Below are 17735 nucleotides of genomic sequence, written 5' to 3'. Positions count from 1 at the left end.
ATATCCACAATGACACTTCCTGGCTTCATAGATTGAACCATATACTCTTTAACAATTTTAGGAGGGCGAGATCCTGGTATTAAAATTGTTGAAATAAATAAATCTGCTTCTTTAATCGTTCGCTCTAGATTTTCAGTATTAGATTCAATTATATTTACTTCTTCTGTTGCGTATTGCTTTCTTAAATATGCAATTCTTTCTTGATTAACCTCTAGGATTGTAACACTACACCCAATTCCAATTGCCATATCACATGCATTAATTGCAGCATTTCCTCCACCTAAAATAACTACATTTCCGGCTGGGATTCCCTCAATACCTGATAATAAAATCCCTTCCCCTTGATGTTGTTTTTCTAAATAATATGCTCCCATAAATACAGCACGACGGCCAGCAATTGCACTCATTGGCTTTAATAATATCAAAACACCATCTTCGCTAATTGTTTCTCCTGCAATTGCAGTAGTACCAGCATCTCTCATTGCTTCTACACACTCTTTCGACGCAGCCAAATGTAAAAAACCCCAGATTATAAGATCCTTTTTAAAGTAACGATATTCTTCAGGTAATGGTTCTTTTACTTTAACTACCATGTCGACTTCCCAAGCTTCTCCTTGTGCTACTAAATTTGCACCTGCGCCTGTATATTCATCATTTGTATATCCTGATCCAATACCTGCATCTTTTTCTACTAAGATTTGATGCCCTTCTTCAACTAACTTTCGAACATTATCAGGGGTCATTCCTACACGTGCTTCTCCCTTTTTTATCTCTTTAACTACTCCAATTCTCACTTCTCACACATCCTTTTATAAGCAATATAATACCTGTGATTAAAAAAGTAATACATGAATTTACCAAACTTATTATGTCCATTCATGTTATTTTTATCGCCTAACTAGTTTTAAGGTAGAAAACATTCGATATCAATTATTGTTATAAGGATATGTAAACATTTTTCGAAATCCCAGGTAATATTCCTCCTTCCAAAGGTATGTGGAATTGATTCGATGACTAAAGAGACGATGCGCTGAAAGTAACTATGTTCCTTAAAGGTTAACAAACACTACTTAAGAACGCCTAATCAAGTGATTCTATCAAATAAAAGATACTGATTTATATTAATTATCATATGTTATTGATGAGAGGCGAACCGTTAATAAATAGATTTCGATAAATACTTCTATTCCTACAAAAACTTTTAAATTGGATGAACTAATTCAGTCAATGATGACCTCATAAACGTAGATTTAAATTAAGAAACCTCTTTAGAGAAAAAAATCCCTGATTAGGGACTATTACTGTGCTTTTACAGCAAGGCTATTCAAGAAATTACTAATTGAAGAAGCTTGAAAAATACGTAGGCTAAAAGAGCTGATATTATAATACTTTTCAGTAATTATAAGTATTGATGGAAAGAATTTAGATTCTTTTGGCTGCCAAGATTCGTTATGCCATTCCTGACTGTGGAAGTATAATTCATACCTATTTATTTTATCTTGCATAACTTTTTTGCTGTAAACTGACCTTTGGACTTCAATAAAAAATGGAGATCTACGCCAAATTGTAAATGCATCCGGTTCCATGAATTCTTTACCGTACTTTGGCTCCACTTTAAACAGTTTAGGTTTTTCATAATAGATAAGCTGTTTATACACATCTAATATGCCTAGAAAGTGGGGAATCTTTTGGCTAGTTTTGCGAAGTGTGCTGGATTGAGGGAAGTAAATGTATGGCTGTTGCGAGATATTGGCATCTACATGACCATCTCTTCTTAATCGCTTCATCACCGTATTACAGCATGTAACCGCGTTCTTTAATCCTTGAAAATGCAAATCAATAATGTCATCACGAGACATACATCTAAAACGCTTCAAATTGTTTAGTATGGCTTTGTCTCTATTCCTCATAATCTAACACCCCGAATAATTGATTTTCTTCTTGTGGTAGGTTTTGCAACTTTATATTCTCTTTCGGAACGCGATAAGGTTCAACTATCTTCTTGGCTTTACTTAATTCTAAATAAGGAGATTGTACTTTCTTTAATCCATTTAACTTTAATATCATTTGGCCAGATTGCTCCAAGCGTTCTGAACCAGGAGTACCCATAATATTACTGTTAATTGTACTATCACATTTAAAGCCCATTCTAACCGTCATATTGAGCTTTAACTTACCATCCAACACTTTTGCATCAGGACGTTGCATACTTAACATTAAAAAAACTCCAAGTGCCCTTCCGACTGCCGATATTTTTTCAACTATAGACATACATTCTTTTTCATCTTGCAACATGACCACTTCGTCGATAGCAAGTAAGATATATGGTTTCTGATTATCAGGATTTAATTTGTTGTATTCGTCAATATGATCTACTTCATACTCTTCCATCAATTTTCTACGTTCGCGTATTTCCTTCCACACTTTCTGCAGCATAATCTTCATTTCGATTTCTTCCATACAAACCTCTTTTACGTGTTTCACCCTTCGCAAGAAATGAAATTCGGAATTCTTCAAATCGCCTAGGTACAAATGTAATTTATCAGGAGACATATATTGAATGAGTGTGGACAGTACAACACGTACCATACTACTTTTTCCGCTCCCTGTCTCTCCTGCAATTAGAAGATGCGGCGTGTTTGAAGCAATCATGTCATACGTAATCATATTTCCAAATTGATCACGCCCTACAATTACAGGAAGATGATGTTGTATAAGTAATGGCTGCCACTTCTTATAACTGTAATTGTATGCTTGTAGCCCAGCATCCGAATGAAACACATTAAGTACAAATCTTTTAATATCACCTTCAATTGCTACATTACGGCCTAATATTTGTTGAAAGCAAAACCACTTCTTTTCAACGGTTTTCGGATCTAATCCGTTTGGAATGGTAAATATGTATCGAACCTTTTCTTTCGAGGAAGAAATGTCATGTATCTTCGGGTAAATGGGTACTTTCCCACCTCGTGTTTGATGATCTACATATAAACCTGCCTTTACAAACACCTCTATAAGTCGATTCTTCAAAGTTTGTTTATGAAGCCAATTCTTTAAAATCCCCATGTAATTTCCTCCTTAAAACATCACCACAATTTGAATGAATACATAACCAATGAAACAAACTCCACCTATCCTTATTCCATGATATATTCCATCGCTTACAAGTTTTGCTGCTGCAACATGATCGTTTTTAACAAGATGCTTTTCTAACAGCGCCCCTCCAATTGTCGTTAATCCTAAAGCTCCTAAAGAGATAAATGTAGTTAACATATAAATTTCCCCTTTATAAACAGAATTTTGAATGTTGATGATACATGGGCTTACAAACTTAGAAGTTTGATAGAGTTACCTTGATAGCTACTTTGGTAGCAACCTTGATACATCTTATTGTGAATAGCTTGTACAATATGCAAATTTTTCTGTGCAATTGCGTATAGTTTTTTGCATTTTGGACAAGGATGATTAAAAAAGATTATGGAGGAGATTAGCGTGTGGGGTAGAGGTATTGGGAGACATAGAACAAAGCTAGCTAAATTTTTAGCTAGCTACGATTACTCAATTCAGGATTTTTCTAAAGCTAGTAAAGTAAACAGAAATACATTAGGCCAACTGTGTAATGACAAGGATTATGTACCATCACCAAATACAATGCAAAAAATAATGAAGATTGTTAGAAAACATGATTCTCGAAAACAAGTAACTGACTTTTGGCATATATAAAGAGAATAAACTCTTTATATATCATTCCTTATGCAAGCTTGATATTAATTTTTATAGGGATACGGTAACGATTCCTTATAGGCATTTCCTTACTGCCCTCTCGTTCTCGCACTAAGTCTTAATTAATTTTTTAGTAGTGAAAGATTGTTTTCTTTTATTAAATCATAAATGAATTTTTCTAATACACTTTCAGCTGCTTCTCGCATTTGATCCGGTGTTGAATCATTAAACACCTTTTCTATCTCCCTAAGTAGTTGTTTTAAAGAATGGTTTTCCTTGCTATTTTCCAGGAATTCTTCACCTAACCCTTGAACAAATGTACTAATAACAATTACCTTTTCCAATTTAGTTAGTTCCACCTCTATTCCTCCTAATCAGATTATCATTCTCATCAAACATGACCTCTCCCCTAATTAATAAAGAGTTACAAAAAGTCTTGTTGTTATGACAAGATATGCATAGATATTGTCGATTCTCATGATTTAAGTATTATATATATCCTGTGGTCTAGTCTTAACGAAATGCTCAGGAACTTCCCTAAATCGTATAATTTTCATAATAGACCAGTAAAAGTCTCTAAAGGTATTACTTTAAATTCGAATCACACGTTTGTTAGGATCTATAAATCCACACTAGAGGTAAAAAGTGGATTTATAGATCCGTATTTTTGGACAAATTTACCGGCTGAATTAACAGAAACTTTGTGTTACTCTGAACTTGTTGAATATCCCAATACATTCAACAATGCTCAAAATTGCATATTTACTATGCAACCATCCACCCAGATACCTTAGTTAATACTTCTCCCTAATTGTCGTTATTGCTAAGGTATCTTTTTAGATGCCCTGTGTGCAGGGCTTTTTTCTCTCAGTGATAAATCTATATCCCCCTTGATATAATCAAGTTTTTTAGTACACTTTCTTAATAAAATTCAGATTTGGTATTTTTACTACCATTTACTTTAAATATAGATTTTAAGTTTTCCCCTTACAATTTTGAAATCTTCTGCTAAAATCTAAACATATTTTTGCGACCACTAACGAATATATAAAATTTAAGTAAAAGATTTTTATATTAGTTTAAATGGTTGCCATAAAGACAAGGCAAATATCCAAGTAGGATCTCCATTTCCTTGATAGCTTTGAACCGCTTCATAAAATTTCCCTTGATACTCTACTTTATCTCCTTTTGTATATGCCTTTTTGGGATCCCATTTTTCATACGTTACATTTTGACTCTTTGTTGTTACTGTAAGGATGTTGCTTGGAACCGAGATATTTCCAGCCGCATCTACAGCCTTTACAGTATATTTATATTCTTTATTAGCTGTAAGGTTTTGATCAGTAAACTTTGTTTCTTGTACAGTATGAATCAATTGTCCATCACGTAACACTTGATATTCTTTTACACCCACATTGTCTGTAGAAGGGTTCCATTTTAACTCTACACTGTTTGTTGTAACATCACTTGCATATAATCCTTGTGGCTGTGTAGGAGCTTCTGTGTCCGGCTTAGGAATAACAATTTGATTTACTTTCTTCAAACCATCCTTTGTAACTTCATATATTACTTTTTTATCAAAGCTTTCGCGTTTATTATTATCTAAATTTGTTAATATTGCTCTCTCTGCACCTTCTAGGTGTGTAAGTTCAATAAAATTGCCCACTTTTACTGGGACTGTTTTTGATTCAGTATTTTGTTGGGTATTCCCATAAACCTCTTTGTTATATACCACTTTACCTGATGTATCTTGTACTTTAATACTTGCATACGTACTATCAAAATAATTGTGTGGTGTACCTGCTATTAAACTAACTTGCAATTCTTCTGTTGATTTATTTAAATCAAGTTTTGCAAATTCAAAATCTCCTATACCCTTCATCGACCATGCAAACCGATCCCCTTCTAAAATGTTTGGAGATTCATTTTTGATTTTCACCTTTTTTTCCACAGTTTGATCAAATATATCTGTTAATACAATTTTTGAATAAGTATTTGTTGGTAATGATATAGATTGACTGATTCCATTTTGATAAGATTTAATATCATTAATTACGTTAATCGGCTGGCCCGTCATATTTTCATTATTATAAATTTCAATTTTCCCCTTAAATTGAGGTGTACTACTATCTTTTAGTTGCCAAGATATATTTAATTTTTCATTTTCATAATACATAGACTTTACATCATAATCTAGTTTTCCTATTTCAGGTTGGCTAGGTTGATTTAACGTAAATGTTTTTCCTGTTCCAATAGTTGATCGAGAGTCTCCCCCAGCCTTAAACCAAAGATATTCTGAAGTAGCTCCCCCATCCCAATTATTATTCAATGGCTCTTGCCCCTCTATTGATTGAGTATTCCAAGATGTCCATTTTTTATCTGAGATATTTCTTCCATATCCATTTTTTACACGTGCCTCTCTTACATCTTGTCCATTACCAAGCCAGTCTTCTTGAAACAGCGTTTGTCCATAGTTAAATGTAACGTTAGGAACTGGAAAGTCCATAATCCCAATAAGCTTCCATTGGTTTTTTGAAACATCTTTTAACCACTGTCCAAATTTTGTGTGTCCATTCTCTTGCCAAGAACGCATTGTCATGCGATACCAATTATAATTCTTCCAATCATATGTCGTCTGAATTTTAAGACCTGTTCCTTCTCCACCAAAATTACTTGCAACTGATGTAGGGGATACATATTCTGCTTTTATTGCTTCCTTAGAAGAAATAGGATCCCAAACTGCAAAGTGTAAAGTACGCTTTCCATTTTCATCAAAACCGCTTTGTTGTTGGAATCCAGCATACCCACCAGCTTCTCCCCCCTGGTTCCAGTTATGTACAGCCCAATATGTATAAGGAGCTGTTTGAACAGGAGACCAGTCTATACTAATAATGTCTGAAGAAACACTATTTTTAGGTGTAACATAAACCCCTGGAGCAGACGCCGCCTCTATGATAGAAATTGATGAGCCAAACATCGAAAACATCGTACTAGCTGCTGTAATTGCTAGGATTTTTTTGACGCCATTTCTTGTTCTTTGATTGAACATAATTTTCCCTCTCCTTCTTCGTTATTAATAACTATTTAAAATAATATCTCTCTATATACAATTGAACAAATTTCCTATGAATGTAGTACTATCTTAATAAAATGGATATATTTAATTTTACTTTCACTTTTATTTAATGGGAAATTGTAGTATTTTGTTGTAAATTTAAATTACATATCGCCAAATTCATCCTATTAACAATAGAAAAAATTCATAAAAATAAAAACATTTCAGTTCTTATTTAACATTTTTTAAGAGTTTTACTGGCGAAAACGCTGAACAGATTTATGTTTCACCTGTTACAGATATTTAATTTGTAGATGTATATCCATTCAAAGTTGTATATATTGAATTAGAGTATCCATATGGGCGATTATCATTTCCTTTGTTACTTTAATTCCACATTAAGTTTTATATCAATAATTCTAAAAACAATTTCATATGAGAACGTTTTTTTCTGTTGAAGCAAAAAAGTTCACCCTTAGATAAAATAGGGTTGGACAGGTAAATACGAAGTAATAGAGTAGCCTCCATAATCCATAAACTTAAGATTTCAAAGTCCCCTCAGAAACGAAAATCATCTTTATAAAATAATATCGCTATATACTAGTATCTGCTAAAAAAACCTCTTGCTTTTGCAAGAGGGTCTGACTTTATATTATTTTATTTCGGTATAAAGATAAATAAAAAACTGTCATTTGAATAAAGAAAACACTAAATACAATGTATAAGGGATATCCTGGAATATATATATTAAAAATAGGAGAAAGCACTAAAAATCCAATTGCGATGATTAACACATACCATAGTGAAACAAATGCTGTACGACAAGCTCTTTCAGTAATTAACTTTTCACGTTCGTCTTCTAGGGGAAACAATAGTGGATACATCAGATATGAAAGGGCGTTATATTTCTTCCTCTGTATTTTATAAAAAATTGTTATTACAATACCTATAACTAATAAAAATAAGACTGGTGTAAAATTTAATGATACTTCAAAGGCTACTTTCTTAGCTTCAATAATATTGGCAAGTTCTATAATGCCGTAATAAAGTTCAATGAATACCCAACATGCTAATGCCATAATAAGTACATTAATCACATAAGAAATCATCAATCTATTCATCCTCTTCTTCCTCCTTATTTAATACAAACACTTCTTCCATCTTCAAATCAAACACATCACAAATTGACAATGCTAGTAATAATGAAGGGACGTAATCCCCTTTTTCAATTGCTGCGATCGTTTGCCTCGTTACTCCAACTTTTTCAGCTAATACACTTTGTGTGAAATTAAAACGAGCTCTAATTTCCTTTACTTTGTTAAAAATAGTCAAGTTCACCACCTCTTAGCTTAAATGTATACCACAATTAACAAAATGTAAAGTGAACTTAACATTTATTCCGCTAAAAATCCAATTTTATAATAAGCGGTACCACCACACATTCATTAATTTAAAAATTGTATAGTGGTCCTAAAACAAAACGCAGATTGCGTGCTCTAAGGCTGAATTATTTGATATAGCAGTAAACTTCAAATACTCCCCACCTTTCAATAGAATCAATTAATAACGTGGAAAAATCGAGTGAACTCTTGCTGTTCGAGTCGTTTAGGTACCCGAAGCTCACAAGAAAAAGAAGGAACCATATTTATATCTTAGGAAAGAGATAAACATTAGAAAAACTGTCATTAAAAATTCAAGTAAACTCTCTAAAAAGTTTTACAATCAAAGCAGAGAGACTTTGAAACAGGAGGCGCCAATTTATGAAGCGAATTGAACGTGAAGAGAAAACAATTAGCATTATGATTGATATGTATTGTAAAAACGAACATAAACAAAATACTCTATGTGAAGAATGTCAAAAATTAAAAGATTATGCTTATTTTCGTTTATCAAAATGTCCATTTCAAGAAAAGAAACCAGCATGTCAAAATTGCAAAATTCATTGTTATAAACCAGATATGAAAGATTTAGTTAAGGAAGTTATGAAAAAGAGCGGACCGAAAATGATTTTAAAACATCCATATTTCACGCTCATGCATGCTGTTGACACAATGAAGAAGTTTCCTGACTTACCAAAAATAAAAAAGTGCAATAAGAAAAAACGTATTGTCTAACAAGCTAGTTTTTTCTTTTTGCACTTAATAATAAACTTTTTTATTATTTTTTCATCTTTTTTCGTTTTGGAGTATTCGCTTTTCTTGGTTTGATGGTGATAAAGTGGTACCCATAAATCTAAACTACCCGTTACATCCAAAAAATCCAAATAATAGGAATAAAAAATACTAACACATTTAACATTATTCCGATTTTTGCCCAAATATTTTTATTTTCTATATATGATAAAACAGCTAGGATAAATCCAATCGTACAAAGAAATGTTGTTGAAAAAATCGAAGCTCCAAATAATGCAGTTAATATGATTCTGTATTTAACATTAATAAAGAATATCATTAATAAAATAGGTATTAAAATTGATATGCTTATATTTATACTACTTTTTTTCATCATAATATCCCTTTCTAAAATAGCATATGAAGAGAGCACAAATCGAAGGTTCTTTATAGGGTTACGCCCAGCATTTCGGAAAAACCCTACAAGTGAAACAAGTAATAAAAAGTCAATTTTATTTCTACATAAACTAGTTTTTTCTAAACAAACATGTTTATTATCACATGCTATTACATTAATATAAATATTTAAATGGAGACGAAATTTTCCAACAGGAACCATCTTTAACAATTTTAAAAATATAAATCATAAATATATGGTCTTCTTACATATATAATACAGAGCTTGTCTTATTAAATATTAAGTTATGTAAGAAGGGAGAATCCCAATCATTATTTTGAACATCAATGTTTTCTTTCATCAACTTTCCTATTTTATCATTAGTATCATAAACAGGATTTTTTCCTTCTTGTGCATTTGCATCTTCTTTAAAGACTTCAACTTTGCTTCCTTCCTTTGGAAGACTTGTTTCTGCTAATGCAGGCGAAGTTAGTGTTAAGGCCATTGTTAAACTCCCTACTACACTAAGCGCAGGTTTTAATTTCTTCATCTTCGTTCCCTCCAAATTGCCTTTATATAATTTGAATACCAATTAGAAATAAAATATTTTTAAAAGAGTATTTTTTAATTTGACTTCATCATATCCGTTAAATCTTACAAAACGCTAACGTAAATATAACAAAAGTCTTGCAAATCTATAAAAAAATAAAATTAGTGGTTCTGTTGCAAAGTTTACTAAATGAAGCTACACTCCATCTCTATCTGATGAGTATGCTATATTTGAAAAAGATCCCAATATATTTGTGACCAAGTAAAAAAGCACCCTGTAAACAGGGTGCTTCACTTCTACCTAATAACTAATATTAGCAGTTGGGTATAAAGTTGTTCCTCCAATTGAAACTTTTATTTCATTTGTTAATGGAACATTTTGTTCATTAATAATTGTTCTCCACCATTCCCATGCAAGACCTGTACATTCTCTCGCTACGACTTTTACATTTTTGGAATTCGGTGGAAGTGGTATTACTGTAGAGTAATGAGCCGTTTTATCTTGGTTGTTTCCTTCCCAAGTTTTATGTGTTAATACTTCTTTCCCATTTTGATCATATGAGAATTCATCCCAAGATACATCAAATTGAGCAACATATGCACCGTAATGATCAAGGGTCATTTTCGCACTTGAATATTCTGTAGTTGTAGTCTCAATATAATCTGTATTGTTATGAACAGCAGCAGTTGCATTATCTTTTAAGAAAGTGCTTGTATATGAAATTGGGTATGCTGGATTTTTAGAACTTAATTCTGCATTATCTTTAATGATATTTCGGATTTCATTAAAATCTTTTGTAACAACTTTGTTATGCTCTTTTGCATCTCCGCCTAATACTACAGCAGTAAAGGTGCTTTCTTCAAAAATATCTTTGTACTGCCCACTCGCTTCAACGCCTTGACCCTTAATTAAAGCTTTAAAAGCAGATTGTACATCTTTACTTTTAGATGATGTTTCTAATTTTACATAAACGGTTCTGCCATAAGCTACATTTGACACCATAACAGGCGGAGCCGTATTACTTACCCCTTTACGAGTCAACTCATCAAACGTAACACTATTATCAAAAAGATCGGATGGATTGTTAGGTAGTTCGGCACTTACGGTATAAAATATTTGCTTATACGCCGCAACCATCACTTTTTTCTCTCCATTTGCAACGGCATTAAAGTCAATGTTTAGACTGTTATCAAGATATTTAGCGTTGACATTAAGAGCACTTGCGATTTGTGATTTACTATACACCATGGATTCTGTATACTGCATTCTTGCAGGTAACGAATGTGTTGATGCATACTTCTCATTCCAAGTAGATACTAAATCATCTACTGCTCCAGACACATTACCATATGTCGGATTTTGGACAGATATCGTATTTTCTTTCCTCATTCCAGGTAAGTCTATACTAATATTTAAAGGTTTTCTCTTCGCCACTAATAAACTAGGTTGATTATCTGCAAAAGCTTTATTTGCAAGTTGTACTGCTCCTGGATACGTACGATTAGCCACAGAATCAATAATTGAAATATCCACAGGTGAAGTTGTAAGTGATTTTTTCTCACGTTCCACTACTACAAATTTACCATTTGAATTTGTACTTTCTTTCGGAACAAAACTCTCTACTTTATCCCCATTTACTGCTAAAATATCTCTACTATTATACTTTAAATTTGCTATGCCAGTATCAATGCCCATAGCTTGTTTGGGTGCATTAGCTGAATTATTTTTAGGTGTTTCGGCTAATGAAATAGATGAATAATTAATAGTGCAAAAGCTGATTAATAAACTTGCTAGTAATTTTTTTCTTTTTGTATTTTTTGTAGTCTTCACAAAAATCAACTTCTTCCTTTTTTCGTATTAAGGCATAATAATTATTTATAAATAATTGCTAAATAATGAACTTACATAAATGCTTTTAAAAGTTTTTGAACTAATGGGAGTACTCCACCTACAAATTTTAAAATTGTCATATTACGTCCGCCTCTTTTGTTGTTGCTAAGATGTGATTTATCTTTATACTTCTATTATAGTAAGCGCTTACAATTATATCAATACATCTTCATATGTAATATTGCATATTACTAATGTTAAAGGGACTTTACTCACACAAATAATCTGTAAATCAATTTATCTTTGATATACAGATTATTGTATTATAATTTTTATAAATAATTGCTAAATAGTGAATTTACATAAATGCTTTTAGAAGTTCTTGAACTAATGGGATTGCTCCACCTATAAATTTTAAAACTGCCATTGCGATTTCCATATTATTTCCTCCTCTTTTGTTAGTACTAGGATGTGATTAATCTTTATACCCTTATTATAGTAAGCACTTACATTTGTAACAATACATTTCTGTATGCAATATTGCATATTTATACATTTAGACAAAAATTAGACCTCTATTAGTCATTCTTTAATGGTACCATAGTGAGGTGAGAGTCTTTAAGGGTTCTCCTTAATAGGAGGAAATATGGAAAGAGTGCAAGAGATTTACAGTAATCTAAAATTTAAGATTTGGGTTAAACAGGTATTAGCTGTAGGAGGAATGTTAGGGTTCTGCTACTTGGTGTTATATGTTTTCTGTTTCTTATTTGATCTGTAAAAATTATACAACTACACTAGTGGAGTCATGCCTGGAGTGGTAAGGCTCTCTTGTTGTACTTGAGATGAACAAACTACATACAATACTTCTCAGGTTCGTCAGATTACTCTGTATGGTGCCTTGTTCCTCTACTAACTCCTATTATTGAAAGTAAATAAACTTCTATTTAAAAGCTTCCATTTCTATTGAAAATATAATTGGATTGATAAAAAATGTATTTTTACTAGATACATTTTAAAAAGACAAGCATAAGTTATATTACTTTTTGGTAAAATCTTTTTGTATACATTCATCTCTATATAACTATATAAATATAATATATTAAAAATAATTTAAATGCAAGAATACTAGGCGGGGAACCGCCAGCAATTCAACTATGTTAGGTAAATCATTCTGGTAAGAATGACTAGGATCAGAAATATATGGTATTAAGAACCATATGATAATAAAAGTAAGCAGACTTGCAGCATAACTAATTAAAAACTTTTTCATTTGTATCTCCTGTATAATTCATAATATTATTTCTATCATATGACAATTTATTTACGCAAGATAGATAAAATATAGTATGGTTTCATTCGTAAAGCAACAAGCTCATGTAGAGATAATCCGTTGTCTATATGCTAGATGTTTTTTAGGAGGATTATCCTATAGTAGTAGATTAGCTTTTATTTGCTATTTTCTCCTCGACAACTTTATCGATAAGATTATCAATAACTTCCGTGCATCTTATAATAAAATCCGCATCCTCACGAGTAGTATCACTATTGCTAATACGTTCAATTACTTCTGTTCCATATTCCCTATCTTCATCTGTTTTTGCTAAATACCTTTTGTAAGCCCTTACAACTAGTATTGCTTCTTTTTGATCCATATCAATTTGGCGTAGCTCATCATCAAAGTCTTCCAATGAAATCCCTCCTGTTTGTAAATAACGAAGTCTATCCAATTGTATTACAATATGAGAATTTATTGTTGTATTATTTTTGTGAACTTGTGTAAAAGTGTAAATGTCCACGTTTACACTTTTACACATTAAGTACGAAATTACATGGAAGAATATGAAGTTGGAGATGAAAATCGATATTCATTTGACTCTAGTGAAGAAGGATCTATAAAAGGTGAATATAACAAATTATTGTGATGGCTGTGTGATACAACAGAGGCTTTTACATTAAACAATATTTATTATATATCGAGTCGATACTATAACTCGATGCTGCTGAAAACGGGATATAATATTTAAATCAAAGGAGTGGGGAAATGAGTATACAATATAAATAAGGGAACTAAAATATCTAATGAATCTCAAAAATAGTATAGGTAATGTATATAAAAAGATCACTTGTCTTGGAAACAAGTGATCTTTTCATTAGATAAATTGCTACTTGCCAACAGCAGGTAGTTGTTATCCTATTCATATGTTCAATAGATATTATATCACATTTTTTAGTTATATAGCCGGAATTGTTTCTAATGAAATGAAACCAATAATATTTCAAAAGGTACCATTAATTATTTAGCACTTTAAAAATGCAATTTTGAACCTTTCGAAGCACTAAATTAGCTAGATTTTAATAAACTTCAAAAGGTGTACCTTTTGAAGTGATTTGAACTTTAAAGGTTCTGGTGCAAAAACTTCAAGATAATTGAAAGTAATCTCTTAAACTTTGACATACGGATAGTATTACTTTAAAAAGGTGTGTAATTCGTATGGCAAAAGAAAATTTGTTCAAATGGAAGCTTTATCAGCTGGGACTAATACATGTCTGGAGCCATAAAGATAAGGCAAGTTAGATATCTCAATTATATAGTGGAACAGGATCATCGTTTTATTAAGAAACGCGTGCGTCCTATGTTGGGGTTTAAGTCATTTTAAATTACAACTTCAATATTGAGTGGTGTTGAAGCCATGCATATGATAAAAAAGGGATAGATCTATGAAGCCAGTTTGTCCAAAATCAAAAAGAGCTCATTCACCAAGTGTTTGGACTTATAGCATAAAATAAAATTCCGCTAAAAATTTATGCACTATATTCTCTTTTATTGTATCTTTGCACCAGAATTGATTTTTCTCTATGTAAAATTTCAACCACATGCTTAGTAAAAAACAGTTAATAATTATTTTTCAGAATTTTATTGATTTTATCAAAAAACAGCATTAAAATTTATTTTAACGATTAAATAAATTTTAATGAAGGGATGTTATTTTATATGCAAACTCCTCTGAAAAGGAAAGATGTACCGATTTACAAAAACAAATCATTTTTATTACTCTGGATTGGTAATGCTGTTTCTAGTATTGGAAGTGCCTTTTATTCCATGACTATTATGTGGATTGTATTTACAGCAAATAAATCTTCACTCGAATCTGCATTTGTTATTATAGCTATGATTACTGCTCAAATAATTGTTTCACCATTTGCTGGTGTATTTGCAGATCGATACAACAGAAAAGCTATTTTATTTTTTACTCACATCGCCTCTTGTACCGTCGTTCTTCTTATATTAGCGATTTACTTATCAACTCACCATATTTCACTCTACATCGCTATACTCTCGACTTTTTTATTAAACGTTCTAACAACTTTTTTAGGGCCAACTGAAGCCTCTGTTTTACCTGAAATTGTCGGAAAAGAAAACTATGCTAAATATTACGGACAATTTATGGCTGTTAATCAACTCTCTCGTCTTATAGGCAATGGTCTAGCTGGTTTTATGGTCGTTTGGCTTGGTGCTACGTTTTCAATTATTCTTAATGCCTGTACATTTTTATTTGTAGCAATTTGTGTCCTATTAGCAAAAATTCCAGCGCACTCAATCTCACGGCAAACTCCTTCTAAGGAGAAAGCACATTGGATTCAAGCTATGAAAGATGGTTGGCACTATATTCAAATATATCCGTACATTAAAGGGCTCATTTTCATTGCATTTATCGTCAATATTGGAGCTGGTTTACTAAACCCAATCTTCCCTGCTCTCGCTTATAAAATTACAGGTGGACCCGAAAGTTTAGGGATGATAAATATGAGCTATATGATTGGTGGTATTATTAGTGGATTCATCGCGGGGTATATCGGGAAGAGATTCAAAAAAGGAATAATTTTAAGTGGAAGCATTTTCTTATCAGCATTTGCAATGGTTGGGCTAGCCTTCTCCCTTTCCATTTGGACAGTATTAATTTGTATGCTTACTATTTCATTCTCTCTTACTTTATTTACGATTATTGATGAAACCATCACAGTACTTCTCGTAGATCAAAGTTATCGCGGTAGGATTGATGGCCTAGCAAGTACTATAATCACTTCCACAATGCCATTTACAATGCTCTTTAGTGGGTGGCTGGCAGATATGTATGGAGTTACGCTACTTATTCTATTAGGGAGCTTATTTTTCTTTTTAGGAGCTGGAATTGCCTTGAAAAACCCTCATATTCGCAACGTATCCATAGAAACAACAGTTAATGAAAAAGCTCTCTCGTAATTGTATTCTCTTTTCCTTCAGAGTTATGTAACAATAGGAAACGTGTTATTATTGAAATAATTAAACACATATTCAAATTGAAGGAGTCGTCTTTATGAATATAAACGAATTCGCCCTATATAAATTAATTTGTGATCCAAAGCGGCAAAATATTTTATACTATGCGACTGAACAACCTATTACTGTAAAAGAGCTAGCTGAAAAGCTAAATGAAAAACAATCCCGTCTTTACTATCATGTCAAAAAGCTAGAAGAAGCTGGCATATTAGAAGTTGTAGAAACGAAAGCTATTGGTAATTTGACTGAAAAATACTATCAAGCAAATCGTACCGTATATACTCTATCCGATAAACTAAAAAAAGAACATAATGATGAAATTATAAATCATACGAGGCATATTATTGAAACAGGTCTAAAAAGAGTTCACTTAAATATGAAAAAAGACGATCATGATGAACTAGCTTATTTAAGTACTATGTATGATAATCAAACTGAGGAAGAATGGAAAAGAACATGTGATAACATCTCAAAGCAATTAAATACATCAGCAGATACAAAAACTTCAAATTCATTTTCTCCTGCTCTTGCAGATCCAGATTCAAGTAAAAAAAGTACATATGCATATGTCATCCTAAGCTATCCCGTAAATGACTAATAAAAAAGATGCTGCCCGGCAGTGATATGGTCCCCGTATAGTAGACAGTAAAAAGAACGCACATTCATCTGTTTACTATGAGGGGATTTTTTCTATGGACAATTGATTTCCATTCTCCCCTGGTAAACAAAAGAATAATAAATTAGTGTGTCATATAAAAAATAAGTTTAATGAGAGAAGAATAAATATTGGTAGTACGTGTATTAATGACTTTCACATCTTATTAATTTCTATAGATGGAACCCTTACAGAAAAAGGATTCCGTCTATTTTATATCGTCATCCTTTATTTAGGTGAAAATTCACTTCCATTGTTATTAAAAAAACAAAAAGAACTTGTAGGAATCCCTACAAGTTCTTTTTTAGATAATGTAAAAAAGTTAAAACAAACTATCTCATAATTTGAATCGGAGCAAACACTATAACCACGGGTTGATTATAGTATACAACAAATATTAATATATGACCTTTATATATTTGAAAATTATGTGAATTTAGAAAAGAAGAACAAACAACGACCTTGACTCCATAAAAACTCCAATTATATATTTTGAATAAAACACTTTAAATCAACATATATTTCATAATAAATTAGTGAAAATGTAAGTATAGGTAAATAGGTAAGAATGGTGCATTCTTACCGAAAAACTTATATATATATGTGTGTGTTGCTTTTTATTTATCTACTTTTCAATCCCTCTATTTACAATGACTTGAATGTATACTTTTTTATATATTTTTATGATATCAATAAAAATATAGTAAATTCAATGTTTAAGGGGAAATGAAAATAAACCTTTGAATAATACTTTACATTAGATATCTTTAAAAAGTGTTAAAAATACGATCCTTAATCACTCCTTTTTTCTAAAACCACAGAAAAGATAAGTACTATAGTTAACACCATAATAAACCTTACTTCACTTCCATCACTTACAAAAAATGAATACAAAGTATAAATTAAAATTAATATTCCATAAATAATTTTGTACAATGAACTCCCCCCTTTTTTTCGTAAATTTTTTAATATAAAAATTTAATTCAAGTCCTATATCAAAATAAACATACTAAGATTAGTAGTGCAGACCAAGGCATTGGTTCGCACTACTATTTTTTATATAGTAGAAGTGAAGAAAGGGTCGTGGGTGCTTTGG

General features: G+C 31.6%; 16 protein-coding genes and 2 pseudogenes. 5 read left to right on the top strand and 13 right to left on the bottom strand.

What is annotated here, in order from left to right:
• The 4 genes from ACTJJY_RS30690 to ACTJJY_RS30675 form a co-directional block, all read right to left on the bottom strand.
• The coding region (locus tag ACTJJY_RS30690) for an alanine dehydrogenase (RefSeq protein ID WP_440607360.1) at positions 1-794 on the bottom strand (794 nt) is incomplete at its 3' end.
• Between the two features lie 504 nt (positions 795-1298).
• Complete coding sequence (locus ACTJJY_RS30685; protein WP_087965745.1) at positions 1299-1910, bottom strand: replication-relaxation family protein; 612 nt, start codon at positions 1908-1910, stop codon at positions 1299-1301.
• Positions 1900-3066: an FtsK/SpoIIIE domain-containing protein gene (locus ACTJJY_RS30680; RefSeq protein ID WP_262314356.1), complete on the bottom strand. Its 1167-nt coding sequence runs from the start codon at positions 3064-3066 to the stop codon at positions 1900-1902. Before ACTJJY_RS30680 ends, ACTJJY_RS30685 begins: the two co-directional genes overlap by 11 nt.
• A gap of 12 nt (positions 3067-3078) precedes the next feature.
• The gene (locus tag ACTJJY_RS30675) at positions 3079-3273 is read right to left on the bottom strand and encodes a hypothetical protein (RefSeq protein ID WP_246963716.1); all 195 of its coding nucleotides are present in this window, start codon (positions 3271-3273) and stop codon (positions 3079-3081) included.
• Positions 3274-3492: 219 nt separating this feature from the next.
• Between ACTJJY_RS30675 and ACTJJY_RS30670 the strand changes: the two genes are divergently transcribed.
• Positions 3493-3723 (top strand): helix-turn-helix domain-containing protein, encoded by a 231-nt coding sequence (locus tag ACTJJY_RS30670; RefSeq protein ID WP_000264559.1) that lies wholly within the window; start codon positions 3493-3495, stop codon positions 3721-3723.
• Between the two features lie 122 nt (positions 3724-3845).
• Here the strand turns inward: ACTJJY_RS30670 and ACTJJY_RS30665 are convergent, their stop codons facing one another.
• The 4 genes from ACTJJY_RS30665 to ACTJJY_RS30650 all read right to left on the bottom strand — a co-directional run bounded on the left by ACTJJY_RS30665 (position 3846) and on the right by ACTJJY_RS30650 (position 8110).
• Positions 3846-4082: a hypothetical protein gene (locus ACTJJY_RS30665; protein ID WP_065705901.1), complete on the bottom strand. Its 237-nt coding sequence runs from the start codon at positions 4080-4082 to the stop codon at positions 3846-3848.
• Between the two features lie 710 nt (positions 4083-4792).
• Positions 4793-6772 (bottom strand): DUF3472 domain-containing protein, encoded by a 1980-nt coding sequence (locus tag ACTJJY_RS30660; RefSeq protein ID WP_440607359.1) that lies wholly within the window; start codon positions 6770-6772, stop codon positions 4793-4795.
• A gap of 653 nt (positions 6773-7425) precedes the next feature.
• Positions 7426-7899: a DUF2178 domain-containing protein gene (locus ACTJJY_RS30655; RefSeq protein WP_440607358.1), complete on the bottom strand. Its 474-nt coding sequence runs from the start codon at positions 7897-7899 to the stop codon at positions 7426-7428.
• Positions 7892-8110 carry a helix-turn-helix transcriptional regulator gene (locus ACTJJY_RS30650; protein WP_000151822.1) on the bottom strand — a complete coding sequence of 73 codons (219 nt, stop codon included), beginning with the start codon at positions 8108-8110 and terminating at the stop codon, positions 7892-7894. The genes ACTJJY_RS30655 and ACTJJY_RS30650 overlap by 8 nt, the downstream gene beginning before the upstream one ends.
• A gap of 428 nt (positions 8111-8538) precedes the next feature.
• Between ACTJJY_RS30650 and ACTJJY_RS30645 the strand changes: the two genes are divergently transcribed.
• Positions 8539-8892, top strand: a complete 354-nt coding sequence (locus ACTJJY_RS30645; protein ID WP_440607357.1) for a nitrous oxide-stimulated promoter family protein — start codon at positions 8539-8541, stop codon at positions 8890-8892.
• Positions 8893-9022: 130 nt separating this feature from the next.
• On the opposite strand, the gene ACTJJY_RS30640 is transcribed toward ACTJJY_RS30645, so the two are convergent.
• The 5 genes and pseudogenes from ACTJJY_RS30640 to ACTJJY_RS30620 all read right to left on the bottom strand — a co-directional run bounded on the left by ACTJJY_RS30640 (position 9023) and on the right by ACTJJY_RS30620 (position 13354).
• Entirely contained in the window at positions 9023-9517 is a 495-nt protein-coding gene (locus tag ACTJJY_RS30640) for a hypothetical protein (protein WP_440607356.1), read from the bottom strand.
• Positions 9518-9551: 34 nt separating this feature from the next.
• Complete coding sequence (locus ACTJJY_RS30635; protein ID WP_440607355.1) at positions 9552-9836, bottom strand: hypothetical protein; 285 nt, start codon at positions 9834-9836, stop codon at positions 9552-9554.
• Positions 9837-10136: 300 nt separating this feature from the next.
• Positions 10137-11666, bottom strand: a complete 1530-nt coding sequence (locus tag ACTJJY_RS30630) for a thiol-activated cytolysin family protein (RefSeq protein WP_440607354.1) — start codon at positions 11664-11666, stop codon at positions 10137-10139.
• Between the two features lie 358 nt (positions 11667-12024).
• Positions 12025-12212, bottom strand: a pseudogene (locus ACTJJY_RS30625) (hypothetical protein).
• Positions 12213-13105: 893 nt separating this feature from the next.
• The gene (locus ACTJJY_RS30620) at positions 13106-13354 is read right to left on the bottom strand and encodes a hypothetical protein (RefSeq protein ID WP_440607353.1); all 249 of its coding nucleotides are present in this window, start codon (positions 13352-13354) and stop codon (positions 13106-13108) included.
• An 864-nt stretch (positions 13355-14218) separates the two neighbouring features.
• Here ACTJJY_RS30620 and ACTJJY_RS30615 point away from each other — a divergent pair.
• The 3 genes and pseudogenes from ACTJJY_RS30615 to ACTJJY_RS30605 all read left to right on the top strand — a co-directional run.
• Positions 14219-14388, top strand: a pseudogene (locus tag ACTJJY_RS30615) (DDE-type integrase/transposase/recombinase); the annotation flags it as partial.
• 270 nt (positions 14389-14658) lie between these two features.
• Entirely contained in the window at positions 14659-15927 is a 1269-nt protein-coding gene (locus ACTJJY_RS30610; protein ID WP_440607352.1) for an MFS transporter, read from the top strand.
• A 94-nt stretch (positions 15928-16021) separates the two neighbouring features.
• On the top strand, positions 16022-16582 hold the full coding sequence (locus ACTJJY_RS30605; protein WP_440607351.1) for an ArsR/SmtB family transcription factor: 561 nt from the start codon (positions 16022-16024) through the stop codon (positions 16580-16582).
• Positions 16583-17735 lie beyond the last annotated feature (1153 nt).

Origin of the sequence: Bacillus sp. 22475 (assembly GCF_052044835.1) — a bacterium.
GTDB lineage: Bacteria > Bacillota > Bacilli > Bacillales > Bacillaceae_G > Bacillus_A > Bacillus_A cereus.
The sequence above is the reverse complement of the archived record's forward strand: the minus strand, read 5'-3'. Positions and strand labels throughout refer to the sequence as shown.